This is a genomic window from Pseudomonas sp. PAGU 2196 (assembly GCF_022179005.1).
Classification (GTDB): Bacteria; Pseudomonadota; Gammaproteobacteria; order Pseudomonadales; family Pseudomonadaceae; genus Aquipseudomonas; species Aquipseudomonas kermanshahensis.
The window spans coordinates 109,271-134,172 of record NZ_BNTL01000012.1 but is presented as its reverse complement, the minus strand read 5'-3'; the positions used below and the strand labels follow the sequence as shown (position 1 = coordinate 134,172).

The 24,902-nt window shown below is 62.0% G+C and carries 20 protein-coding genes; 13 read left to right on the top strand and 7 right to left on the bottom strand.

Annotated elements, in window-relative coordinates; genetic code table 11:
• Together MFF34_RS13480 and MFF34_RS13475 are read left to right on the top strand one after the other, a co-directional pair.
• Positions 1-718, top strand: a 718-nt coding sequence (locus MFF34_RS13480; protein WP_238214565.1) for a methylated-DNA--[protein]-cysteine S-methyltransferase, incomplete at its 5' end; no start/stop codon positions are given.
• Between the two features lie 56 nt (positions 719-774).
• Positions 775-3,177: a DUF3772 domain-containing protein gene (locus MFF34_RS13475; protein ID WP_238214559.1), complete on the top strand. Its 2,403-nt coding sequence runs from the start codon at positions 775-777 to the stop codon at positions 3,175-3,177.
• A gap of 99 nt (positions 3,178-3,276) precedes the next feature.
• Here the strand turns inward: MFF34_RS13475 and MFF34_RS13470 are convergent, their stop codons facing one another.
• The 4 genes from MFF34_RS13470 to MFF34_RS13455 all read right to left on the bottom strand — a co-directional run bounded on the left by MFF34_RS13470 (position 3,277) and on the right by MFF34_RS13455 (position 8,088).
• Positions 3,277-4,494 (bottom strand): DUF3422 domain-containing protein, encoded by a 1,218-nt coding sequence (locus MFF34_RS13470; RefSeq protein WP_238214557.1) that lies wholly within the window; start codon positions 4,492-4,494, stop codon positions 3,277-3,279.
• A 167-nt stretch (positions 4,495-4,661) separates the two neighbouring features.
• A complete protein-coding gene (locus MFF34_RS13465; RefSeq protein ID WP_238214555.1) occupies positions 4,662-6,092 on the bottom strand; it encodes an aldehyde dehydrogenase family protein in 1,431 nt (476 codons plus the stop codon).
• Between the two features lie 13 nt (positions 6,093-6,105).
• Positions 6,106-7,605 carry a cytosine permease gene (locus MFF34_RS13460; RefSeq protein WP_085274116.1) on the bottom strand — a complete coding sequence of 500 codons (1,500 nt, stop codon included), beginning with the start codon at positions 7,603-7,605 and terminating at the stop codon, positions 6,106-6,108.
• Between the two features lie 93 nt (positions 7,606-7,698).
• The gene (locus MFF34_RS13455) at positions 7,699-8,088 is read right to left on the bottom strand and encodes a nuclear transport factor 2 family protein (RefSeq protein WP_238214553.1); all 390 of its coding nucleotides are present in this window, start codon (positions 8,086-8,088) and stop codon (positions 7,699-7,701) included.
• Positions 8,089-8,568: 480 nt separating this feature from the next.
• Between MFF34_RS13455 and MFF34_RS13450 the strand changes: the two genes are divergently transcribed.
• The 8 genes from MFF34_RS13450 (at position 8,569) to MFF34_RS13415 (ending at position 17,343) form a co-directional block, all read left to right on the top strand.
• Positions 8,569-9,588 (top strand): transporter, encoded by a 1,020-nt coding sequence (locus MFF34_RS13450; RefSeq protein WP_027594493.1) that lies wholly within the window; start codon positions 8,569-8,571, stop codon positions 9,586-9,588.
• A gap of 90 nt (positions 9,589-9,678) precedes the next feature.
• A complete protein-coding gene (ycaC, locus tag MFF34_RS13445) occupies positions 9,679-10,299 on the top strand; it encodes an isochorismate family cysteine hydrolase YcaC (protein ID WP_027594492.1) in 621 nt (206 codons plus the stop codon).
• 221 nt (positions 10,300-10,520) lie between these two features.
• Positions 10,521-11,339: a polyphosphate kinase 2 gene (ppk2, locus tag MFF34_RS13440; RefSeq protein WP_186681703.1), complete on the top strand. Its 819-nt coding sequence runs from the start codon at positions 10,521-10,523 to the stop codon at positions 11,337-11,339.
• Between the two features lie 36 nt (positions 11,340-11,375).
• Positions 11,376-12,572, top strand: coding sequence for a monovalent cation:proton antiporter-2 (CPA2) family protein (locus MFF34_RS13435; RefSeq protein WP_238214551.1), 1,197 nt, complete (start codon positions 11,376-11,378; stop codon positions 12,570-12,572).
• A gap of 39 nt (positions 12,573-12,611) precedes the next feature.
• Entirely contained in the window at positions 12,612-13,709 is a 1,098-nt protein-coding gene (locus tag MFF34_RS13430) for an AI-2E family transporter (protein ID WP_238214549.1), read from the top strand.
• 13 nt (positions 13,710-13,722) lie between these two features.
• Positions 13,723-15,243: an efflux transporter outer membrane subunit gene (locus tag MFF34_RS13425; protein WP_238214547.1), complete on the top strand. Its 1,521-nt coding sequence runs from the start codon at positions 13,723-13,725 to the stop codon at positions 15,241-15,243.
• Entirely contained in the window at positions 15,240-16,337 is a 1,098-nt protein-coding gene (locus tag MFF34_RS13420) for an HlyD family secretion protein (RefSeq protein ID WP_099452890.1), read from the top strand. The genes MFF34_RS13425 and MFF34_RS13420 overlap by 4 nt, the downstream gene beginning before the upstream one ends.
• Positions 16,327-17,343 (top strand): DUF2955 domain-containing protein, encoded by a 1,017-nt coding sequence (locus tag MFF34_RS13415; protein ID WP_238214545.1) that lies wholly within the window; start codon positions 16,327-16,329, stop codon positions 17,341-17,343. The genes MFF34_RS13420 and MFF34_RS13415 overlap by 11 nt, the downstream gene beginning before the upstream one ends.
• On the opposite strand, the gene MFF34_RS13410 is transcribed toward MFF34_RS13415, so the two are convergent.
• Together MFF34_RS13410 and tnpB are read right to left on the bottom strand one after the other, a co-directional pair.
• Positions 17,340-19,061, bottom strand: a complete 1,722-nt coding sequence (locus MFF34_RS13410) for a SulP family inorganic anion transporter (protein WP_238214539.1) — start codon at positions 19,059-19,061, stop codon at positions 17,340-17,342. The two genes, MFF34_RS13415 and MFF34_RS13410, sit on opposite strands and share 4 nt — an antisense overlap.
• A gap of 409 nt (positions 19,062-19,470) precedes the next feature.
• On the bottom strand, positions 19,471-19,653 hold the full coding sequence (tnpB, locus tag MFF34_RS28310; protein WP_225876682.1) for a transposase: 183 nt from the start codon (positions 19,651-19,653) through the stop codon (positions 19,471-19,473).
• Between the two features lie 40 nt (positions 19,654-19,693).
• On the opposite strand from tnpB, the gene MFF34_RS13405 reads away from it, so the two are divergent.
• The 3 genes from MFF34_RS13405 to MFF34_RS13395 all read left to right on the top strand — a co-directional run bounded on the left by MFF34_RS13405 (position 19,694) and on the right by MFF34_RS13395 (position 22,370).
• Complete coding sequence (locus tag MFF34_RS13405; protein WP_238214537.1) at positions 19,694-20,068, top strand: hypothetical protein; 375 nt, start codon at positions 19,694-19,696, stop codon at positions 20,066-20,068.
• Between the two features lie 119 nt (positions 20,069-20,187).
• Positions 20,188-21,570 (top strand): AAA family ATPase, encoded by a 1,383-nt coding sequence (locus tag MFF34_RS13400; protein ID WP_054912439.1) that lies wholly within the window; start codon positions 20,188-20,190, stop codon positions 21,568-21,570.
• Entirely contained in the window at positions 21,567-22,370 is an 804-nt protein-coding gene (locus MFF34_RS13395) for a retron system putative HNH endonuclease (RefSeq protein ID WP_027594482.1), read from the top strand. Before MFF34_RS13400 ends, MFF34_RS13395 begins: the two co-directional genes overlap by 4 nt.
• 82 nt (positions 22,371-22,452) lie before the next feature.
• On the opposite strand, the gene MFF34_RS13390 is transcribed toward MFF34_RS13395, so the two are convergent.
• Positions 22,453-24,825 carry a DEAD/DEAH box helicase family protein gene (locus MFF34_RS13390; RefSeq protein WP_238214535.1) on the bottom strand — a complete coding sequence of 791 codons (2,373 nt, stop codon included), beginning with the start codon at positions 24,823-24,825 and terminating at the stop codon, positions 22,453-22,455.
• Between the last annotated feature and the right edge of the window lie 77 nt (positions 24,826-24,902).

The following is a 24,902-nucleotide window of genomic DNA, read 5'->3' as shown; positions in this document are numbered from 1 at the left end:
CCTGCACCGCCTGTTCAAGGCCGAAACCGGCTTGACCCCCAAGGCCTACGCTTCGGCATTTCGCGCCAGGCGCCTGCGCGAGCACCTGGAAAATGACCAGCGCTCAGTCACCGATGCCATTTACGACGCCGGCTACAACTCCAACAGCCGCTTCTACGAAAGTGCCGAGCAACGCCTAGGCATGCGCCCCAAGGCCTACCGTGCCGGCGGGCAGGGGGCGACCATTCGCTTTGCGCTGGGCCAGTGTTCGCTGGGGGCGATATTGGTGGCGCAGAGCGAGAAGGGCATTTGCGCGATCCTGCTGGGTGATGACCCCGAGCCACTGCTGCACGCGTTGCAGGATCAGTTCCCCAATGCCCGGCTGATAGGCGGCGACAACGAATATGAACGCGTGGTCGCCGAGGTGGTGGGCTTTGTCGAGGCACCGGCACTGGGCCTGGCGCTGCCTTTGGATGTACAAGGCACGGCTTTTCAGGAGCGGGTCTGGCAGGCCCTGCGCGAGGTGCCGGCCGGCTGTCGGGTCAGTTACACCGACATCGCCGAGCGTATCGGCGCACCCAAGGCGGTGCGCGCGGTGGCCATGGCCTGCGCCGCCAACCGCATTGCCGTGGCTATCCCGTGCCACCGGGTGGTTCGCCGCGATGGCGATATCAGCGGCTACCGCTGGGGCGTCGAGCGCAAGCAGCAACTGCTCAAGCGAGAAACGGCACTCTCCTGATCGCCTCAAGCCGCGTAGAATCCCCCGCCAAATCGAAATGTATAGAGGAATGTTCGATGAGGCGTGTCAGCCTTGCCCGTTATTGCCTAGGCGTATTGGCCCTGATGGTGGCGTTGGCCACCCCGGCCTGGTCCGCACCGGCCACACCAGTCTCCAGCCTGGCCGCTGCCGAACTGCCGGTGCTCGAAGAAAACGCGAGCCTTGAGCAACTGAATGACCGACTCGACGAGATCCGCCAGGGCGTAACCAGCAACGCCAATGACGACGTGCTCTCGCAGTTGCGCCAGGCCGCCATCCAGGTTCAGCGTCAGGCCGATGCACTCAGTGCGCTGCGGACTACCGACGTTGAGGGCCTGGACGACAAGCTCAAGGTGCTTGGCCCGCCCCAGCCGGACGAGACCGCGACCATCACGCTTCAGCGCAAGGACCTCGAGGCGCAGAAAAAGTCCGTATTGGCCGAGCAGGAACAGGCGACCAAGCTGACCCAGTCGGCCCGCGACCTGTCCACGCAGATCGTCAACCTGCGCCGCAGCCAGTTCAACTCGCAGGTCACCAGCCGCGCGACCAGCCCGCTGACCCCGGCGTTCTGGCAATCGCTGATCCGCCCTACCGCTGAAGACCTGAGTCGCCTGCGAGACCTGCGCGGTGAGGCGGCCGATGCCGTGGCCAGCGCGTTCAGTGCCGAGCATCGCTGGTTGTTCCTGACCAGCCTGGTGGCGGCAATCCTGGTCTGGACCTTGGTCCGTCGCCTGCTCGAACGCCTGCTGGCAGACGCCATGATCCGCTGGCTGCCGGAAGGCCGCCTGCGCCGCAGCGCCTTGGCCCTGAGCGTCAGCCTGGCGACGCTGGGTACCATCGCTGGCTCCGTGTCGCTGCTGCGCTGGGGCCTGGAAAGCAGCGCCGAGCTGGGTTCGGACATCGCCAGCCTGACCAACCATATCCTTACCCTGGTGGTGTTCAGCGCCTTCATTTCGGGCCTGGGCCGCGCCATGTTGATGCTGCAGCGCCCGTCCTGGCGCCTGCCGCCGATCCACGATGAAGTGGCCAGCGCCCTGGGCTGGTTCCCCAAACTACTGGCCCTGGCGTTGATGGTGCTGCTGACCCAGGAGCGCATCAACAGCGTGATCGGCACCAGCCTGGCACTGACCGTGGCCACCAACGGCCTGACCGCGCTGGTGGTGGCGGTGATTTTCTCGGTGGCCTTGCTGCGCTACCGCCGCACCTTGCGCAAGCATGAGCTGGAGCGCCCGACTGGCCTGGCGGGGCTGATCCCCTTCGTCATCGTGGTGTGGGTGGGGTTGATCGTGCTGGCACTGCTGGCCGGCTTCCTGACCCTGGCCTACTTCCTGACCGCCAAGTTGCTGTGGATCAGCGTGGTGGCCACCTGTGCCTACCTGTTGACCACCTTCCTCGGTGACCTGTGCGAGACCTTGCTGTCGCCTCGTCAGCCCGGTGGCCTGGCCTTGGCGTCGACACTGGGCCTGGCGCCGCGTCATCAGGCCCAGGCCAGCACGATTCTCGCCGGCATTGGTCGCACTGTGTTGCTGTTCCTGGCGGTACTGCTGGCCTTGACGCCGTCGGGCACCAGCCCCGGCGAATTGCTGCTCAGCCTGGGGGATTGGGACGACACTGGCGGCAAGATGCTCGGCAACATGAACATCGTGCCGCAGGACATCCTGTTGGCGGTGGTGATGTTCTTCGGCGGCATGTTCGGTATTCGTGTGCTCAAGCGCTGGTTGAGCGAGCGCCTGCTGCCGGAAACCGACATGGACGCCGGCATGCGCGCCTCGCTGGTGACGCTGGTGGGTTACCTGGGCTTCCTGTTCCTGGCCATGCTGGTGATGTCGACCCTGCGCATCAACCTGACCAGCCTGACCTGGGTGGTGAGTGCGCTGTCGGTCGGTATCGGTTTTGGTCTGCAGCAGATCGTGCAGAACTTCATCTCCGGCCTGATCCTGCTTACCGAGCGCCCGGTAAAGGTAGGTGACTGGGTCAGCCTGGCCGGTGTCGAGGGTGATATCCGCCGCATCAACGTGCGCGCCACCGAGATTCAGATGCCCGACCGCTCGACGGTGATCGTGCCCAACTCGCAGTTTATCTCGCAAAACGTGCGCAACGTGACCATGGGCAATGCCCTTGGGGTGGTCAGCATTACCCTGACCTTGCCGCTGGAAACCGATGCCAATCGTGTGCGGGAATTACTGCTGGCGGCGTACCAGGAGCACGAAGCGATTCTGGATGCCCCCGCCTGTTCGGTGTCGTTCAAGGACCTGACCACCAGCGGCATGGTCATTGGCGTCAGTGGTTACGTGGCGGGACCGCGGCAGGTGTCGGGCACGCGCAGTGACCTGCTGTTCACCATTCTTGGCCGGTTACGCGATGAGGGCATCCCGCTGTCGTCGCCGCAAAGCATGGTGTTGTTGCAAGAGGGCGCGCGCCCGGCTGACGAGCCGGCGTGAAGCCGGGGGCCGCTGTGCGGCCCATTCGCGGGCGAGCCCGCTCCCACAGGTTCTGCGCTAGCAGGGGCCTGTAGGCGCGGGCTCGCCGGCGATTGGGCTTCAATGCTGCTTGGCCTGCCTGATCCTCACCAGGATCACCAGCAGCACTAACAGCACTGGCGGCGCCATCGCCAACAACCCATCCCGCGCCGTCAGCCCCACCCCCAGCACATTCAGCCCGCCATACAGCAGCTTGAACAGGTTCAACAGGTAATAGGTGATGGCGATGATCGACAGCCCTTCCACCGCCCGCTGAATCTTCACCTGGGCGTCGGCCCGGGCATTGAGGCTGCGCAGGATCTCTGCGTTCTGCTCTTCCATCTCCACCTGCACCCGGGCCTGCAGCAGGTCCCCCAGGTTGGCGACATTCTTCGCCAACTGCTCCAGCCGTTGCTCGGTGGCTGCGCAGTAACGCACCGTAGGCTTGAACCGGCGTTCGATGAACACGCCCAACCGCTGGCAATCGCCCACGTGGCTTTCGCGCAGTTCAGCCAACCGCTCGAACACCAGTTGCGCATACGCCTGGGTGGCGCCGAAGCGGTGGCGGGTCTTCACCGTGTGGCTGACCACCTGTCGCGAGAGCAGGGCGATGGCATCAAGCAGCCCCTTGGAGTCGTGGCCATCGCCGCCGGTGCTGCGTTCGGACAGGCTCACCAGGGTCTTGTCGAAGGCGTCCAGCTCCTGGCTCAGGGCCTTGGCCGTGGTCAGGGTCAGCGAGGCCATCATGCGGTAGGTTTCGATCTCCAGCAGGCGCCGGATCATGCGGCCCTGGCGGTAGGCATTGAGGCGGCGATTGATGAACAGGAAGCGGTTGGTACCGTCCTCGGTCAGGCGAAAATCGCTCCACACCGACGCATCGCCACCGCCCACACAGGAGCCGCAGGGGTCTTTGAAGCCATAGTGGCTCAGGTCGAGGTCCTGTTCATCGCGGACCAGTACTTGCACCGCATTGATCACCTGCGCCGTTTGCGGGGCAATGGCTTCGGCCAGCACCTGTGGCAGGGCTTGCCACTCGGTGTTGGCGGTGGGGCAGGGCACCACCAGGGTCAGGGTGAAGAACTCGGTGTGCCGTTCCCATTTGAACGGGTGCCCGTCCAGCCGGGTGATGCCCTGCGCTGCGTTGATGTCCTGCGCCTCTGGGCAGCAGCGTTGCAGCAGCGCCGCACACGCTGCATCGCCGCCGAGCAAGGCGAGGTGGAAGACATGGGCCGGGCCGTCGAAATACAGCGACGGGCGAGCGTGCAGTTCGTTGTGCAAGGCGGTGCGTTGAGGGTGCATGGTGGTCCGGCCTGGTGTTGTGATTGTGGGGGTACCAGGAAGTGGGACTTTGCGCGATGACTGAAAAGTCACGTGGCCATGAGGGCCTGTGTGAAACGGAATCAAGCGCCAAGCAAAAGCCCCTTGTGACATCCGTCAGCAAGGGGCTTCTTGACCAGCCGCTGGGGTTAACCCAGGCAGCGCGTCACATGCTTCACCGAGAGGTACCCCGACAACCCCCAGGGCCCGAGCTCGCGGCCGATGCCGCTGCCTTTGGTCCCGCCCCACGAAGTTTCGACGAACACCGCCTGCACCGAGTTGATCCACACGTGGCCAACTTCCAGCGCATCGGCAACGCGTTCGGCGCGTTCCAGGTCGGCAGAGCAGACCGTGGCCACCAGGCCGAAGCGGCTGTCGTTGGCTTCGGCGATCGCCTGCGCTTCAGTGGTGAAGCGCCGTGCACACAGCACCGGGCCGAAGATCTCTTCGGTCCACAGGCGGCTGTGGGCAGGGACGTCCACATACAGCGTGGGGCTGACGAACCAGCCGTCACGGTCCAGCGCTTTGCCGCCGGCCAGGCATTGCAGGCCCTCTTCGCGTGCGGTGGCGAAGTAGCTGGCAACCTTCAGCCATTGCGCCTGGCTGGTCAGCGGGCCCATGTCCACTTCTTCGCTCAACGGGTTGCCCACCCGCAGGTTCTCCAGTGCCGCCTGCAAGCGCGGCAGCAGCGCATCGGCGATACCGTCCTGCACCAGCAGGCGTGAGGTGGCCGAGCACATCTGCCCGGCGTTCCAGCTGATACCGGCGACAATCCATTCCACGGCCTGGTCGATGTCGCAATCATCGAACACCACGATCGCCGACTTGCCGCCCAGCTCCAGCGTCACGGGCCGGCATTGGGCAGAAGCGCTGCGCATCACCTGGCTGCCGACACTGTTGCTGCCGGTGAACGACAGCTTGTCCAGGCCTGCGTGGTTGCTCAGCGCCGCGCCGGTTTCGGCCTTGCCGTTGACGATGTTCAGCACGCCGGCGGGCAGGCCGAGTGCCTCGGCGATCTGGCCGTAAGCCTGCTCGATCAGCGGGGTGATTTCCGAAGGCTTGAGCACCACGGTGCAGCCTGCGGCCAAGGCGGGGGCGAGCTTCCAGGCGCTGGTCACCAGCGGGAAGTTCCACGGCACGATCAGGCCGACCACGCCGACCGGTTCCAGGCGGGTGCGGGCGGTGAAGCCGGGCGCGGCCAGGGGCACGTCGCGGTTCTTTTGCGGCAACTGCTCCGCCAGGTCGGCGTAGTAGTTGAAGGTGGCAATCGCGTCGTCCAGGTCGATTTCGGCCTCGTGGCGCGGCTTGCCGTTGTTGCGCATCTGCAGGGTGATCAACGCTTCACGGCGCTGCCCGAGCTGCTCGGCGAAACCGCGCAGGTACGCTGCACGTTCGCTGGCGCAGGTCTGCTTCCAGGCCGGCAGGGCTGCGCGTGCGGCGGCTACGGCTTGGTCGACCTGGGCAACGCTGGCGGCCATCAATTCGGCGAAAGGCTGGCCCAGAGCAGGGTCATTGACGCTGATGCAGTCGCTGCCTTGGCCTTCGACCCAGCGGCCGGCGATGTAGTGAGAAGTGGTCATGGGCAAATTCCAGTCAGGCCATTTCGGCAGTGATTACCGGCGCATGCGAGGTGCTTTTGCAGCGCACCCAGCGCGGGCCATTGGGCCCATACACGCCAGCAGGTTCAGGGAACAGGTTGAGCAGGGCGAGGTACAGTACTCCCGCCAGCCCCAGGGTTACTGGCAGGCTCAGGTCGATGCCGCCGGCCAGGTCGCCCAGCGGGCCGACGAACTGACCCGGCAGGTTGACGAAGCACAGGCCGACTGCCGCGCTGGGGATCCACGCCCCCATGCCGCGCCAGTTCCAGCCGTGCGTGAACCAGTAGTGGCCGCCGCGCTGGCCACGGGTGAACACCTGCAGGTCATCGGCATGGTAGAAGCCGCGACGGGTGATCAGGCCGAGGATCATGATCACCATCCATGGGCTGGTGCAGGTGATGATCAGCACGGCGAAGGTCGACACGCTCTGCACCAGGTTGAAGGTGAAGCGGCCGATGAAGATGAAGCCGATCGCCAGCACGCCGATCAGCAAGGTGGCGGCGGCGCGGCTGAGCAAGCGCGGGAACACGCTGGACATGTCCAGGCCCGTGCCATACAGCGCGGTGGTACCGGTGGACATGCCGCCGATCACCGCAATCAAGCACACCGGCAGGAAGAACCAGCTCGGCGAGATCGCCAGCAGGCCGCCGACATAGTTGTTGGCCGCGATGTAGTCAGGTGCCTGGCTGGCGACCAAGGTGGCGGTGCACAGGCCGAACAGGAACGGGATCAAGGTCGCGGCCTGGGCGCCGATCACTGCCAGCATGATGCGCGACTTGGGCGTGGTCCGCGGAATGTAGCGCGACCAGTCGCCCAGGAACGCACCGAACGACACCGGGTTGCTCATGGCCAGGATCGCCGCACCGACGAAGGCTGCCCAGAAACCCGCTTGGCCAAGGTTGACGCTGCCGGCATAGCCCGCATCGAACGGCCCGGCGAAGGCCGCGATGCCCAGCAAGAACAGCAAGCTCGACGCCCACACGGCAATCTTGTTGACCCACAGCATGAAGCGGAAGCCGAAGATGCACACCACCAGGACCAACACCGCGAACAGGCCATAGGCCAGGCCCAGGGTGAGGTCTGTTTCCGGTAGGCCGGCCAGGCGTTTGGCGCCACCCACCAGGGCATCGCCCGAGCTCCACACCGACAGTGAGAAGAACGCCACGGCGGTGAGCAGCGACAGGAACGAGCCGACGATGCGCCCGTGCACGCCGAAGTGCGCGCCCGACGACACCGCGTTGTTGGTGCCGTTGAGCGCACCGAACAGGCCCATGGGGGCGAGGATGATGGCGCCGATGCCGACCCCGAGCACAATCGCCCAGACCCCGGCCTGGAACGACAACCCGAACAGCACCGGGAAGCTGCCCAGCACGGCCGTGGCAAAGGTGTTGGCACCGCCGAAAATCAGGCGGAACAGGTCAAGCGGGGAGGCGTGGCGTTGGTCGTCGGGAATCTGTTCGACGCCGTTGGTCTCGATACCGGTCGAGTGGCTCATGGTGATACTCCAGCGCGGTTGTTGTCGCCCGGCGCAGTGCGCGGGCCTTATTGTGGGTGCGATGGCAGAGCGGCAAGGCCGCGTAAAAGAGGATCAGGCGGTGGTGACGACCGACAGGTGTTCATGGCAGGCCAACCAGCGCTCGCCCTCGCGGCGAAACACGATGGTTTCACGCTCGGCCAGCTGGTGCTCTTCACCGGCGATGCGGATGTGCGTGGCCACATCGTGCATGAAGATCGCCACGTCACCTTGCAGGCTCACTTGCGCATTGCCCGACTCACACGCCAGCACGGCAAAACCGTCGGCCTGCCACTGGGCCCACACGGCTTCATAAGCGCCACGCGACAACAGCGGCTGCGCCAAGGTGTGGAAGAGGAAGGTGGCGTCTTCGCTGAAGCAGGCGAAGTAGCGGGCGGTGTCGTTGCTGGCAAAGGCATCGATGAGGTGGGCGGCGGCTTGCCGTACCTGGAGTGTCTGGTCCACGGGAGTGGCCTCACGCTTTTTGTGATTGTGGTGAGCGATTCTGGTGGCGCTTGGCGGGGGGAAAAATCGCTGGGGGCAAATAATCAGTTCAGGAAAGTGTGAAGTGAGTGGCGGGTGCTCGCCTTAGCTCATTTGGCGTTTTTGAGATCGAGCGCCGCCCGCGCGGCGCATCGCGAGCAAGCTCGCTCCATTTGTTTCCGGCCAGTCACGGCTGTGCCTGCGCGCGCGACTACCTTGTTTGTACGTCTCGATATCAAGGCGGGCGCCAAGGAGCCGCGCGCCCATGGCTCAGGAATAATTGGCCCGAAACAGATGTAGGAGCAGCCTTGTGCTGCGAAGCGCCGCGCGGGCGGCGCTCGATCTCAACAGCACCAAAAGAGGTGCGTCATGCACTTCAAATCCAAACCCGCTGTCATCGAACTGCAACGTACATCCCGCAACCTTTCTGCCATCAACCTCAATGCCTCATTGCGAGTTCGAATGGGTCATCCCGCGCTGCATCCGCAACAGGACCATGACCTGTTCGGCCTGCTTTATGCTTTTGCCTTCCGCCCAGGCCAGCCCGGTCGCGAGATCGATTCGGCGCAGTTGCTGCGCAAGCTCGGCGAACCGCCTGAGCCCGACGAGTTTTTATGGCTGCACCTGAACCTGGCCCATGCCGCTTGCGAGCGCTGGCTGCGCGCCCACCTGACGCTGCCCGAGGCGTTTTTCGAAACCTTGCGGGAGGGCTCCCGGTCGACCCGTATCGAACATGCCGATTCGGCCCTGTTGGCGGTGGTCAACGATGTGGTGTTCAACTTCGGCCTGGTGTCGTCGGACATTTCCACGCTGTGGGCCTGCGCCAGCAGCCAGCTGCTGGTCAGCGCGCGTTTGCAGCCGTTGCATTCGGTGGACAAGCTGCGCTCGTCGGTCAAGCGTGGCGAGCGCTTCCATTCGTCCATCGAACTGCTGGTGCATCTGCTGCGCGACCAGGGCGATGTGTTGACCCAGATCGTGCGCGAAACCACCACCAGCGTCGATCGCATCGAAGACCAGTTGCTGTCCCAGCGCCTGAGTGACAACCGCGCCGAACTCAGCAGCATGCGTCGGGTACTGGTGCGCTTGCAGCGCCTGCTGGCGCTCGAGCCTGGGGCCCTGCTGCGCCTGCTCAACCGCCCACCAGACTGGCTGCAGGAACAGGACATGCGCCAGCTGCGCGCGGCGACCGAAGAGTTCACCCTGGTGATCAGCGACCTCACAGCCCTGGGTGAGCGGATCAAGCTGCTGCAGGAGGAGATCGCCGCCAAGCTCAACGAACAGACCAACCGCACCCTGTTCACCCTGACGGTGGTGACCGTGCTGGCGCTGCCCATCAACATCATCGCCGGCTTCTTCGGCATGAATGTCGGTGGCGTGCCGCTGTCGGACGACCCACATGGCTTCTGGGTGCTGGTGGCACTGGTGGCGACCTTCACCGTGCTGGTGGGGCGTTGGGCGTTTCGCAAGCGGCGTGAATACTGACGGCGGCATGCGCCCCGACTGACGGTCTCCGCCATGCCTGATCCTTGCCTACGCTGATACTCCCCATCTGCTGATGCAAGGAGCTTCACCATGGCCTTCCAATACAAGCGTCTGGACAAGAACAACGCCGCAGTCCTGCTGGTCGATCACCAGGCGGGTTTGCTTTCGCTGGTGCGTGACATCGACCCGGACCGCTTCAAGAACAACGTCCTGGCCCTGGCAGACCTAGCCCAGTACTTCAAGCTGCCGACCATTCTCACCACCAGCTTCGAAACCGGCCCCAACGGCCCGTTGGTCCCCGAGCTCAAGGCGCAGTTCCCCGATGCCCCCTACATCGCTCGCCCCGGCAACATCAACGCCTGGGACAACGAAGACTTCGTCAAGGCCGTCAAGGCCACGGGCAAGAAGCAACTGTTGATCGCCGGTGTAGTGACTGAGGTCTGCGTCGCGTTCCCGGCACTGTCGGCACTGGAGGAGGGCTTCGAGGTGTTCGTCGTCACCGACGCCTCTGGCACCTTCAACGAATTGACCCGCGACTCGGCCTGGCGGCGCATGGAGGCTGCCGGGGCACAACTGATGACCTGGTTCGGCGTGGCCTGCGAGCTGCACCGGGACTGGCGTAACGATGTCGAAGGGCTGGGGACGCTGTTCTCCAACCACCTTCCCGATTACCGCAACCTGATGACCAGTTACGACAAGCTGGCCAAGTAGCGCCCTGCCTCGCACGGCGGACGGCTCTGTGTAGGAGCAGCCTTGCGCTGCGAAGAGGCCGGTGTAGCACAGAGAATCTTTCAGGCAGTCACCGGCCTCTTCGCAGCGCACAGACCGAGCAAACCATTCACCAGTAAGGCTCGGCGCGGGAGTAATAAGCGAAGCGGCAAACCGCCATGGATCGACCATACTGAGTCTTCATTCGCCAGCGGGAGCGAGCCATGTCGAAGTCAGCCAAGAAGAAGGACCCTCAGGCACAGCCCGAAAAATTGGGCGGCAAGGCCTACGAGAAGGCGCTCAAGCACCTTCACGTCGAGTTGGTAAAGCTGCAGGAATGGGTCGTGGCCAAGGGCCTGAAGGTGTGCATCGTCTTTGAAGGCCGCGATGGGGCGGGCAAGGGCGGGACCATCAAGGCCCTCACCGAGCGGGTCAGCCCTCGGGTGTTCCGTGTGGTGGCGCTGCCGGCGCCGACCGAGCGGGAAAAAACCCAGATGTACGTGCAACGCTACCTGGGCCATCTGCCTGCTGCAGGCGAGGTGGTGATCTTCGACCGCAGTTGGTACAACCGCGCCGGTGTCGAGCGGGTGATGGGGTTTTGCAGCGATGAACAGGCCAACAAGTTTCTCACTGTGGTGCCGTTGTTCGAGAAGATGATGGTCGAGTCGGGGATCATCCTCATCAAATACTGGCTGGAGGTCAGCGCCGAAGAGCAGACCCGCCGCCTGCAGGACCGCATCAATGACGGCCGCAAGCTGTGGAAGCTGTCCCCGATGGACTTGAAGTCGTATACCCGCTGGGATGACTACACCAAAGCCCGCGATGACATGTTCGCCGCGTCGGATTCTTCCTGGGCGCCATGGTTCATGGCCCACTCCAACGACAAGCGGCGCGCACGGCTGAACATCATCAGCCACCTGCTCGGCCGCATTCCTTACAAGGACATCACCCGCGACCAGGTCGTGAAATTGCCCAAGCGCGGTAAGGTCGGCAAGTACAAGGCGGTGAACTACCCGTTCAAGGTTGTCGAAGCGCGTTACTGACCCCATCCCCTCGGGGAGCCTACAGGGTGTAGACCTATGCCACATGACGGCAGCTTGCTCCAGGCAACGGTGGTGTTCCTCCTGGCCGTGGTACTGCTGGTGCCACTGGCGCAGCGTTTGAAACTGGGGGCTGTGCCGGGGTATCTGCTGGCCGGCATCCTCATCGGCCCTTCGGTGCTGGGTTTGCTGGGTAACCCTGATAACGTCGCACGCCTGTCAGAGATGGGCGTGGTGATGCTGCTGTTCGTCATTGGCCTTGAGCTTTCGCCACGCCGCCTGTGGACCATGCGCCGGGCGTTGTTCGGCGTTGGCTCGTTGCAGGTCGGGCTGACCGCCGCGGTGCTGGGCCTGCTCGCCTTTTGGCTGTTCGGCCAATCGAAGGCGGCGGCCGTCGTGCTGGGGCTGGGACTGGCCCTATCGTCGACGGCGTTTGGCTTGCAGGTGCTGGCCGAGCGCAAGGACCTGGGCAAGCCGCACGGGCGCCTGGCGGTGGCGATTCTGCTGTTCCAGGACATTGCCGCCATCCCCCTGATTGCCGTGGTGCCCTTGCTGGGCGGGGATGTCAGCCGCGCCGATGAAGGGACGTGGCCGCTGGTGGGCGTGGCGGTCGGCATCGGTGTGATCATTGTGGGTGGCCGCTACCTGATGACCCCGATATTCAAATGGACGGTCGGCTCTGGGTTGCCGGAGCTGTCCACCGCTACCGCGTTGCTGGTGGTACTGGGTACCGCTTGGGTGATGGAGCATGTCGGCATCTCGATGGCGCTTGGTGCGTTTCTCGCTGGCGTGTTGATGGCCGAGTCGCCGTTCCGTCACGAGCTTGAAACCCAGATCGAACCCCTCAAAGGCCTGTTGCTTGGGCTGTTCTTCGTCGGCGTGGGCATGAGCGCCGACTTGCGCCTGTTGTTCGGCATGCCCTTGGCGGTGTTGGGGCTCACGCTGTTGCTGGTGGGCGTCAAGCTGCCGCTGTTGGTGGCTTTGGGTCGTACGGCCGGTGGGCTGAACCGGCCCCAGGCATTGTGCCTGGGGGTGGTGTTAGCGTCTGGCGGTGAGTTTGCGTTCGTGGTGTTCAAGCTCGCGCTTGCGCACCAAGTGCTCGAGCAGCAGGTGCATGACCTGTTGGTGCTGGCCATCACCCTGTCGATGGCGGTGGTGCCGTTGGTGATGATGGCCCTGAGCCGACAGTTGCGCGACCCCGACGCCACCCGCCCCACGCCTGAAACCGACCACTGATTCGCGCCAAGACGGCGTACGACTGTTCGGAGGTGAAGCATGCAGCCGAGTTTCAAGCTGGACAGTGCCCTGTCGCAGGGCTTGCTCGATGTCTTGATCAAGGCAGGCTTGGTGGCTGCCCTGGTGATCTTCTCCTTCCAGGTGTTCCAGCCCTTCCTCGAGCTGATGCTGTGGGCGGTGATCCTGTCCGTCACGCTGTACCCGCTGCACGGCCGCATCACGCGGCGCTGGGGGCTCAAGGACGGCTATGCGGCGACACTGGTGGTGCTGCTGGTGCTGGTGGTGTTGCTGGTGCCGATCTACCTGGTGCTGGTGTCGATCACCGAGTCGGTGGACAGCATGCTGACGCTGCTCAAGAGCGGCGCCTGGAGCGTGCCGACACCCCCCGAGTCGGTGGCTTCCTGGCCGTTGATCGGGCCGCGCCTGTATGCCTTGTGGCTGGCAGCATCCGAGAGCCTGAGCGAGGTGCTCAACAGCATGATGCCGCAGCTCAAGGACGCCGGGCGTGTGCTGCTGGGGGCCGCGGCCAGTGCCGGGGGGGCGTTTTTGATGTTCATCGCGGCGATCATCATCTCGGGGGTGATCATGGCCTTCGGCGCGCGTGGCGAGCTGGCGGCGCAGCGCATTGCCATGCGCGTATCCGGCGAGCAGCGCGGCAGGTCGATTGCCAAACTGTGTACCGCCACCATTCGCGCCGTTGCCCAGGGCGTAATCGGCATCGCCTTCATCCAGATGCTGCTGATCGGCGTTGGCTTTGTCATCAAGGGCGTGCCGGGGGCGGGGATGTTGGCAATTGCCATCCTCATGCTGGGTATTGCCCAGGCGCCGGCCACGCTGATCACGTTGCCGGTGATCGCCTACGTGTTCCATGCCGAGGGCTTCACCCTGGCGACCATCGTGTTTGCCGTCTACACCTTCGTCGCCGGCCTCGCTGACAATGTGCTCAAGCCCCTGCTGCTGGGGCGCGGGGTCGATGTGCCGATGCCTGTGGTGCTGATCGGCGCGCTGGGCGGCATGGTGGTCAAAGGCATTATCGGCCTGTTCATCGGCCCGGTGATTCTTGGCGTGACCTACGTGTTGTTCTGGCAATGGGTCGCGCTGCAGGTACCCGAAAACCCTGTCGAACCGTCGGCCTGAGCCGGGGCCTGGCATGCCTGCACCTTCCTGGCGTCGCGCCTTGGGCCTGGTTGCCTTGCTGTCAGGCTGCACCCAGGTCGGGCCAGACTTTCACCCCCAGCAAACGGCCTGGCTGGACCCGTGGAGCACACCCCTGCTGGAGCAGGCCGGGCGGCGCGATGCAACGGTGGACTTTCGCCAGTGGTGGCAGGTGTTCGCCGACCCGACACTGGATGCGCTGATCGCCGAAGCCGACGCCCACAACAGCAACCTGCGCGTGGCCGGCCTGCGTATCGCCGAGGCACGTGCACAGCTGGCCATCGTGCAGACTGGGCGTTACCCGCAGTTGCAGCAGGTGCGGGCGCAAAGCCTCTACCTCAAGCAGGACCAGTCCGGCACCGACACTGCTCGCGATTCGGTGTTCTGGCAGTCCAGCGCAGGGTTCGACATCGCCTGGGAAATTGATTTCTGGGGGCGCTTCAGCCGTGCCATCGAGTCTGCCGATGCCCTCTATTTCGCCTCGCAGGCCAACTACGCCGATGCCATGTTGCTATTGCGTGCCCAGGTAGCCGACACCTACTTTGCATTGCGTACCGCCGAGGCGCGTCTTGCCATTGCCGAAGAAAACGCCAAGCGCCAGGCGCGCAGCCTGGAGATCACCGAGCGGCTGTTCCGCCATGGCGAGCATGACGAACTCGATTGGCAGCAGGCCCGCACGCAGTACTTGGCGACCCAGGCGACCATCCCCGAGTTCGAGAACCAGCTCAACGCCCTGCGCAACGTGCTCTGCTCGCTGCTCGGGCGCCCCCCCGGTCCACTGCCGGAGTTGCAGTCGCATTACGGCCAGTTGCCACTGCCGGACCGCGCACTGTTGCAGGACGTGCCTGCTCGCCTGTTGCAGCGGCGCCCAGACATCCGCGCTGCCGAACAGGCCGTGGCGGCACAATCGGCACTGGTCGGGGTGGCCGAAGCTGACCTTTATCCACAGCTGAGCCTGTTGGGCAGCCTCGGCTGGACGTTCGTCTCGGCCAGCCACCTGCCTAACACGCTCGACCTCGCCGCCGGCCCAAGCCTGATCTGGAACCCGTTCGACTACGGCCGGCGCAAGAACGCCGTGCGTGTCGAGGACGCGCGCTTGCAGCAATTGATCGAGCTGTATCAGCAAAGTGTGCGCGAAGCCGCCCGTGAGGCTGACGATGCTGCCAGTGGCCTGGTGCGCTCGCTGCAAAGTGCAGGCATTCGCGATCAAGCCTCGCAAGCCGCGCAGCGCTCGTTGAGCCTGGCCATGTCGCAATACCGCGAAGGGTTCGCTGATTTCCAGCGGGTGCTCGACGCCCAACAGTTGCTGCTGCAACAACAGGATGGCTACCTGGTCAGCCGCGGCAATGCCGTCAGCAGCCTGGTGACCTTGTACAAGGCCCTGGGGGGTGGTTGGGACCCAGGCCGTGCGCCGATCGACCCGGTCACGCGTCGTCAGATGCAGCAACGCACCGATTGGGGAGACTTGCTGGATGAACCAGCCCCCAGCGCACAGCCACCAGGTGAGCAAAAATGACCGACACCCCGCAAACACCGCCTGCGCAAGCGCCCGACCGTGGCCTGCGCTGGGTATTGCTGCTGATTGCCGTGAGCCTGCTCTGGTACCTGCTGGCCGACCGTTTTACACCGTACACCCAGCAGGCTCGCCTGCAAGCCTACGTGGTGCCGGTGAGCGCTGAGGTGGCCGGCCAGGTCAAGCGCGTGGCCGTGGGTAATAACCAGGAAGTGCGCAAGGGCGAAGTGTTGTTCGAACTGGACCAGGAGCAATACCGCATTGCCCTGGCTCGCGCCGAAGCCGACTTCGACACGGTGGGCCGGCAGATCGGTGCCCACACTGCCGGCATCGACTCGGCACAGGCGGCGTTGATGGCGGCCCAAGCCAACGAGCGCAAGGCCCGGCAAGACGCCGAGCGGCTGAAGCGGCTGATCGAGGAAGACCCCGGCACGGTTTCGCAGCGCCGCCTGGAAGGCGCGCAGGCCACGCGCGACCAGGCCATCAGCCAAGTCGCGGCAGCCCGTGCCGAAGTGGTGCGGGCACGTGAGCAGCAGGGTGGGGCGCAGGCGGACAATGCGCAGGTGCGCAGCGCGGCGGCGAATGTGCAAAAGGCCCGCCTGGACCTGGAGCGAACGGTGGTGCGCGCCGACACCAACGGGTTGATCACCGACTTGCGCACCGACGTGGGCCACTACGTGGGCGCCGGCAGCCCGATGATGACCCTGATTGCGATCCATGACGTGTGGATCAGCGCCGACCTGACCGAGAACAACCTCGGCCGCCTGCGCCCCGGCACACCGGTGCTGGTGGTGCTCGATGCGCTGCCTGGCACGGTACTGAAGGGGCGCATACGCAGCATCGGTTATGGTGTCAGCGTGGGCCAGAGCAACCCACCGGGCACGCTGCCGAGCGTGCAGAACAGCCGTGAATGGCTGCGCTCGGCTCAACGCTTTCCGGTGATTGTCGAGCTTGAGCGAGACCAGCTGGAAGACAAGTCCGGCTTGCGGGTGGGTGGCCAAGCCGAGGTGATGGCGCTGCCCAGCGAGGGCAACCCGCTGAACGTGCTTGGCCGGGTGTTCATGTGGCTGATGAGCTGGCTCTCGTATGCCTATTGAGCTGCGGCGCCAGCGTGCGCTTCGCCTGGCCTGGGGCGTGGCGCTGTGCCTGGCGGTCAGCTTCGGTTTTGGCCTGCCGGTGCCGATTTTGGCACCGGTGTTCGCGGTGCTGCTGTTGGCCATGCGTAGCCAGCCACTGCCGTTGCGCGCGGCACCGGCGTTGGCCGTGCTGGTGCTGCTGAGTTGTGGCAGTGGCCTGTTGCTGATTCCTTTGCTGCGCCATGCACCGGTAAGTGGTGTGCTGCTGGTCGGCGTTGGCGTGTTTCTAGTGCTGCGTTATGCCCTGAAGGGCGGCAACGGCCTGTTGGCCAACTTGCTGGTGATCGGCCTGACCATGATCGCCGCAGCCGGCACCAGCGATTTCACCTTGGCGCTGTCGGTGGTCGAGGCCTTGTCCAAAGGCATGCTCCTGGCAACCTTGGGCACGGCGCTGGCGCATGTGATGTTCCCCGAACCGGTTGACGCACCTGTGCAACCGACACCGCCACCGCTCGCCGCTGAACGGGCCAGTTGGGTCGCACTGCGCGCCACGCTGATCGTCATGCCGGCCTTTTTGCTGGCGCTGATCGCACCGGACGCGTTCATGCCGCTGATCATGAAGTCAGTAAGCCTCGGTCAGCAGGCCAGCGAGACCCATGCCCGCAATGCCAGCCGAGAACTGATTGGCTCGACCTTGCTAGCCGGGCTGCTGGCGATCCTGCTGTGGGGGGCATTGAGCCTGTTCGTGCACCTGTGGATGTTTTTCCTGTGGGTGCTGCTGTTCACGCTTTGGCAGGCCCGGCGGCTGTACCACGCGGTGGCGACGCGGCACAGCCCGGCCTATTGGGTCAGTTGCCTGACTACGATGTTGATACTGCTGGGGCAGTCGGTGCAGGACAGCGCGGCCGGGCAGGATGTCTACCGCGCGTTCGCCGTGCGCATGGCGCTGTTCTTGGCGGTGTCGGTGTATGCCAGTGCCCTGCTGATCTGGATCGACCGGCGCAGGGCACGGCAGTGGGTGCATTAGGGGTGCCAGTCGACCCCGGTGTCCTCCAGGTAGGCATCCACCGCAGCGCCGACGGTGGGGTGAAAGGCTTTTTCCCCCATGTGCTGGAACAACTCAAAGCGCTTCATCTTGTCTTTCACCGGGTCTTTCATCTCCGCGAACTGCAACTCCACGCCGCGCGCCTCCAGTGCCCGGTCCAGCTCAGCGAGCATGTCTGCAGAGGTCACGTCGATGCTGGTCACAGGTTCCGCGGCAATTACCAAACGTTGCACGGGGGTAGGGGACTGTTCCACAGCCGCCAGCACGGTGCTCTGGAACTGCTCGGCATTGGCAAAAAACAGCGGCGCATCCCACCGCAGCAGCACCAGGCCCGGGATGCGCCGCGCTTGCGGGTAGCGCTGCACATCATGGTAGCCGCGGGTGCCGTCCACCCGGCCGAGCACTGCAAAATGCGGCCGCCAGCCATCCCAGAGAAATTCGATGATCGAAATCGCTACGGCAATGCAGATACCCGGAATGGCACCAAACACTGCCACGCCGACAAAACAGGTAAACGACAGCCAGAACTCCCATTGCTGCATGTGGAAGATGCGTTTGAGGTCAGCGAATTCGAACAGCCCCAGTGCGGCGGCGATCACCACGGCAGCGAGGGCACTGTTGGGCAGGTAATGCATCAGGTTGGGCGCCACCAGCAGCAGAACGGTCACGGCCAGCGCCCCGATGATGCCGGTGAGTTGGGTCTTGGCCCCGGCAGCTTCAGCGACAGGGGTGCGTGACGAACTGCTGCTGATCGGGATGCCCTGGAACAGCCCGCTGGCCAGGTTGGCCACCCCCAGGCCAAACATTTCCTGGTTCGGGTTGACCGGCATCTTCAGGCGGGCCGCGTAGGAGCGCGACAGCACGCTGGTGTCGGCGAATGACACCAGCGCCACCGCGATGCCGCCGAGCAGCACTTCCACCAGGTCGATATCGCTCAACCAGGGGAAGACCAGGTCCGGCAGGCCCTGGGGTAACTGGCCGAGGACTTTGACGCCGCTCTGGTCCAGGTCGAGCAGGCTCACTGCTAGTGTCGCCAGCACCACAGCGATCAGGATGCCGGGCAAGCGCTTGAAGGGTTTGAGCAGCAGGATCAGCGCCAGGCTGCCAGCGCCGATGACGAAGCTGGGCCAGTGGCCCTGGCCTGCAAGCAGGGCCTGGATCAGGCCCCAGATGTCACGCAGCGGGCCTTGGCTGTCGATGGATAAGCCAAACAGTTTGGGCAGTTGACTGATCAGCACGGTCAAGGCGATGCCGTTCATGTAGCCATAGCGGATCGGCTTGGACAGCAATTCGGTGATGAAGCCCAGGCGCAGCAGGCCGGCGACCATGCAGAACACCCCAGCGACCAAGGCCATCATGCTGGCGATGGTGATGGCGCGCAGCGGGTCGCTGGCGGCGTACTGCACCACTACCGCCAGGATGGGCGCGGCCAGTGCCGAATCTGGGCCCAATACCAGGATGCGGCTGGGGCCGAACAGCGCATAGGCCAGCAGCGGAATGATGGTGGCGTAGAGGCCGTAGATGCCGGGTACGCCCGAGGCTTCGGCGTAGGCGATGCCCACGGGCACCAGCATGCTGGTGAGCACCAGCCCGGCAGCGATGTCCCTGGGCAGCCAGGCACGCTGATAGTGAAGCAGGGTGACCACGCCGGGCAGCCAGCGTTGCCAGTCGAAGCGTGGGGGAGGGGGTGTTTCGGGCATGGTGCAGGCTCCAGGGGGCGGGGGCATGAACCGCTTGAGGTCCCGTTGGAGAAAGCTTAGTTGGTGGTCGCGAACGCGGGCCCTGTGGGAGCGGGTTTACCCGCGAACACCGGCGAAGCCGGTGCCATAAACCACGTTGCATGCTTCGCGGGCAAGCCCGTGCCCACAGCGTCTGTAACGCTGCAGAAACACAAAAGCCCCCGTTCGGAGGCTTTTGTCGGCGGGCAAACGCTGAACGTCAGACGTTAAACCAGAAGTCAGAGCGCTTAGGCCTCATAAGGTCTGGGTTTTAGTACGGGTCGATATGTGTCATACCCGGTTTAGCGCCCGGTTTGAGTGGCGTGTGACTTTGCTGTCACTGCGGTTGCGTTTTTCTCCGCACGCTGAGGCATTTGACCAAACCTCTCTGCTATGGTGAGCCCGGTATCAAGGTGTGTAGCAGTTCGGTGCTCAGCTTCATTTGTGAACCGTGGCGCGGGCCAAGCCAGGTGAATTTGCCTCGGTGGAGCCGACGTCTCGTCAAGCAGATGCCCAAGCCGTCGTGTATAGAGGCTTTCTTTCTGAGAGGGTCGAGTGACGAGGTCGGCGGCATTCAAGTAGACTGATAAAGTTGACAATTTGTAGAAACTCGAATGGCCAGTCTGGAGGACATCGCAAAAGACGCTCAGATTCGCGGCCTGCATGGCGACGAGGTGGTTAAAGGCACAAGTGTCGACAAGGCTGGTGACTCGGCGGTCCGCGTCGGCTACCAGAAATGTGCCGGTGGTCACGGTGACCAGATACTGCTTCGCAGCGACGAGCCCCGCCTTGAGCTGGCCCAGGCTAGTAAAGCTCTGGCGGTTGATGCCCCAGCTAGCGAATTCAAGCTGGCCTTGGAGGCGTGGTGTATCCAACTGGCGCATCTATTCGATCCGATGATCGCGGAGCACACCAAGAACGAGATCTTCTCCCGCTACAATCCGGACGAAAAATACATTCTTGCCAATTTACTGGTGGATGGCCGATAGGTGAGTAGCCTTTATTACATTAAGCATCCATTCAAGGGCGAGCTGGAGTTCGACATTGCCAGAGTCAAATGCTACTTGAGTGAGATGTTATCCCTAGTGATTAAGCCGGAGGAAAGCCTGTGAAGCTGGATCTGTTGCGTCTGGAAAACTTCCGCTGTTACGCAGATCTGGAAGTCCCCTTGCATTCACAGCTAACCGTATTGGTGGCTGAAAATGGCCAGGGCAAATCAACCCTGTTGGATGCTATTCGTATCGCGCTCTGGCCCTTTGTCAATAGCTTCGACCTCGCACGTAATGCATTCAATGACCCTGGTAACGCTATCGCTATTGATGACGTGCGCCTGTTGCGTTTGACCAGTGGAGATATGGCCCGGCAGTTACCAGCTCGGGTAACTATGTCTGGAGACTTTGGTAGCGGGGCAGTCTCTACATGGGTTCGCTATCGAGATAAAGAAGCCAGAGCTACCAAGACCAAGGATGACGGAGATACTGGGTTTATGCGGCAGTGGGCTGGTGCTGTCCAGGATCAAATCCGAGACCCGGAAAAGCCGACTTTGGATCTGCCGGTATTTGGCTACTACGGTACTGGGCGGCTCTGGGCGCAGAAGCGCCTGACTGAAAATTTGAAAGGCAAAGATGACACTCGCGAAACCGACTTTTATGTCCGCACATTCGCCTACCTGAACTGCCTGGATCCGGCCTCATCCTACAAGCACTTCAAGGAATGGTTCATCTGGGCATTTCAGAGTCTGCGCGAACAGCAAATTCGCCAGCTTGAAAGGCGCGCACGTGTTGAGGAACTGCAGGCTGCAGAAGATCGTGTTCGTGTTGTTCAGCAAGCCATCGATAGCTTTCTCAGTACGACGACCGGATGGCACCAGTTGGAGTTCAGCGTAACTCAGGAAAGCTCGTTGGTACTCAGCCATGACCTACATGGCACCTTGGATGTTGACCAACTCAGCGATGGCATCCGAAGTGTGCTAGCCATGATCGGTGATATCGCCTATCGCTGTATCAAACTCAACCCTCATCTGGGGGGCGATGCAGCAAGGCAAACACGCGGCGTGGTGCTGATCGACGAAGTGGACATGCACCTGCACCCGCGTTGGCAGCAAATCATCCTTACCCAATTGCGAGAAGTATTCCCGCAAATCCAGTTCGTTATAACCACTCATAGCCCGCAAGTGTTGACGTCCGTGCCTTCCGAGTGCATCCGCATACTGAAGGACAATAAGGTATATTCCGCGCCACCAGGCACCGAAGGCTCGGAGCCGGAGCGTATGCTTCGGCAGGTGCTGGGTCTTGATGAAGTACGTCCTCCAGCCAGCCTTGCGACTCAAGAGTTGAAGGAGTACCTGGCGTTGGTTGATAGAGACCAGTGGAGTAGTCCGCGAGCTCTGGAACTGCGCAAAAAGCTAGATGAGCGCTATCAGGGGCAGGAGCCAGCACTGCTTGATGCTGATCTTCAGATTGAGAATCGTAAGTGGGAGTTGGGTGAATGAAGCAAGTCATTAGGCTTGATGAACCCGATGAGCTGGCGGGGTATCGTGCAGGGAATTTGCGGAGTACTTGGGATCAGATGCGGGGCGACGCAACTGGTCGAACTGCGTACGAGGCTATCCGGTTTCGCTTAGTCAATGGGCAGGGCGGACTGTGTGGCTACTGTGAAATTGACATCCGCGACAATGATTCACTTAAGTGTCGAGTGGAGCATTTTCATCCCAAATCGGATACCGCGATGGCCCATAACTGGGCACTTGATTGGCAGAACATGATCGCAGTCTGCATGGGCGGATCTCAGCGCCATGTGCCGGCGCCCTATGCGCTAGATCCGTTACCGTCCAACCTCAGTTGTGATGCCTACAAGGATCAGATGATTGGAACTGGCAAGCTTGCTGAAAGCTGCGAGGGCTGGGTCATCAATCCAATAAATTTACCTTCTTTCCCAAGCCTGTTTTTCCTGGAGAGAAGTACAGGACGATTGCTTCCCGATGAGCAGGCCTGTGCCCGCACGGCGCTGCCGGGGAACAAGCACCCTAGTACCCAGGAGTTGGTGCAGCACACAATCGATATGCTCAATCTCAATTGCGTTCGCTTGTGTGAGGCGCGCTTACGTGTTCACTGGGATATAGAACGCAATAAGAAGAGCTTGCGCCTTCAGAACATTCGCCCTGAGGAAGCCTTGCGCTCACTTGCGGAGCGCTATTACCGTCAACGTTGGCCGGGTTTTTTTACCACCATTCGCTTTTGTCTGGGCACTACTGCCGAGCAGTACCTGACTGATATTGGGTTTCGAGTGTAAGCGGCTAACGAACCGGATATTGAGGATAACTATGGTTTCGCGATTGCAGCGGAGTAGTGGCGTATGAACCGTCAAACCGTATTCAAAGTAAGTCCATGGTAATCAAGGGGTCGGTCATGCGGTAGCCCATCGCTTTGTAACCTGCTTGGCGCTTATCCCACATTCTCACCAGCGCGGCATTCCCCTCGTCAACGAAGTCGATCACTCGCACGTCAGCTTTGTCGGCATGTGATCGATGCAACCGTCCTGCATACTGCTGGAGGATTCCCTTCCATGAGATAGGCATTGCCAGCACCAGCGTGTCCAATGGCGGATGATCGAAGCCTTCACCCACTAGTTTTCCCGTCGCCAAGAGTACTCGTGGTGCATCAGGGGGGAGGCACTCAAGCTCATGCATACGGGCAATTCGTTGTTTCTTAGGCACTCGCCCATGAAGTGTGAAAAGGTTGTTCACGCGCTGCTTCAACTCCAACTCCAAGGTATCCACATGCTCCGTCCGCTCTGTTAGCACCAGAATTTTTCTACCTTGGCTGTACGCCAGCTCGATCTCCGAGACGATTTTGGCTGTGCGCTCAGAGTCGCCTGCTAACTTCCGAAAAACGTCTTGGATTCCAGAACCGTCGGGGACCACCACAGGCTTTGGCAGCAGTCGAGGTACGACAGATAGATCATGAGGTGCGCTCGCCGGTCGAGCGGCAGAGTGTCGGATCGGTCCGCATTGCATGAAAATGATTGGCTGTTGCCCATCTCGTCGCACTGGGGTTGCCGTAAGGCCCAGCACGTATCGCGCAGTCGCGGTTCTCAGTAGTGCCTCGAATGACACTGCTGACAGGTGATGACACTCATCGACGATAATTTGCCCGTAGTTTTTTACGTGATCGCTGATCTCACCTTTTCGCGATAACGATTGCATTACGGCAATATCGATGATGCCTGTAGGTTTTGCTTTTCCGCCCCCAATCGTTCCAACCACACCCTTGCCAACACCCAAGAACGCTTGCACGCGTTCTTGCCACTGTCTTAATAATTCGGTCCGATGCACAAGTATTAATGTGTTAACGCCACGTCTAGCAATCAATGCAGCTGCGCTGACCGTTTTGCCGAACGCCGTAGGTGCGCAAAGAATTCCGGTATCATAATTCAGCATTTTGCCGATGGCATCTTCCTGGTCTGGACGCAAGGTCCCGAGGAAACTCACGTCAATCGGGTCACCGGCGAAGCGTTCATCTTGAAACTCAGGGGAGATGCCATTTACCCCTAGCAGCTCCAGTGCAACATCCAGGCAGCCACGTGGCAGCGCAATATATTTGGGGAAGTTCTGGGCGCAACCGATTATTCTCGGCTTGTTCCACACCGACATGCGCATGGCTTGAGCTTTGTAGAATTCGGGATTTTGAAACGCGGCTAGCCGGACAAGCTGGTTTGCTAATGGTTGCGGCAACGCCGACTTTTCAAAGTAAATCATGTTAGCCAGCGTGACGTTGATAGAGGCTGGCAATGGGCACGTCAATTTTGGTGACTTAGACTCACGAGCCTTCCAAGGTTCTGCATCGCCGTCGTCGTCAACATACATGACTCCTGTAGGGTCCTGCTTCCCCATCGCTTGGGTGACAACGAACGGAATATCCTCCGGAGGCATTTTCTGAACCGATGCTAAGAAGGCCCACTGATCGAGATAAGGTTCAAGCTCGCTGTCGACAAAAACGCTGTTGTTGTGAGCTCTGGCTCGCTTTTGCAATGGAAGTGCGATGAGATTTCCGAAGCCGCCTTTAGGCATGTAGTCCTGATTTGGGAGCAACCGATCATAAGAAGTGAGTGCCAATTGGCGTGTACGTTCACATGCATGGCTGATGATTGCCGCACCAAGACGTCGGGCATCATGAGCGGGAACACTTTGCTTGAAGAAAATCCAGCAATGAGCGCCTTTACCTGAACGGGATATTTCCAGTGCCATTGGTACGTTCAGTTCATGACACGACTGAGCGAAGGCTCGTGCATCATCACGCCATTCGGCTTCATCAAAGTCGACCGCCAGAAGATAGCAGGTGTCATCCGGGAGTAGAGGGTAGATGCCAATAACCACTTCACCAGCGAGATGGCGATAAACGACCTCATCGGTGAGAGGAAGTAGCTGACGATTACCGCAGTCCCCGCATTTAATTCGGGGCTTTTCACAAACGCCAGGTTTCCATTCATTTGCGCAGGCGGGAGTGTATCCTGATTTGCCTGCCTTGCTTTCCCAGCGAATTGGATAAACGTCTGTCCTACCACGAAACAAGCTCCGGAATAGGGCAAGCTTTGCTTCTGTGCCAAATTGTTGTGTGTGTTCTGCTTGAACAACCTCAATCTTGACTGGCTCGGCCGGCAGACGCCAATCGATGCCATGCGCATCCAGCAAGGCGACCAATCTTGCGTTCTCAGCCTTTAGCTTCGCCACCAGGCTAGTATCTATCACCGTCTTCAGCCTCTACGTCCCAGGTGAAGCTTGTAGCCTCTCGCTACAATCCTCAGTGAACCGGTAAGCGTAGAGGT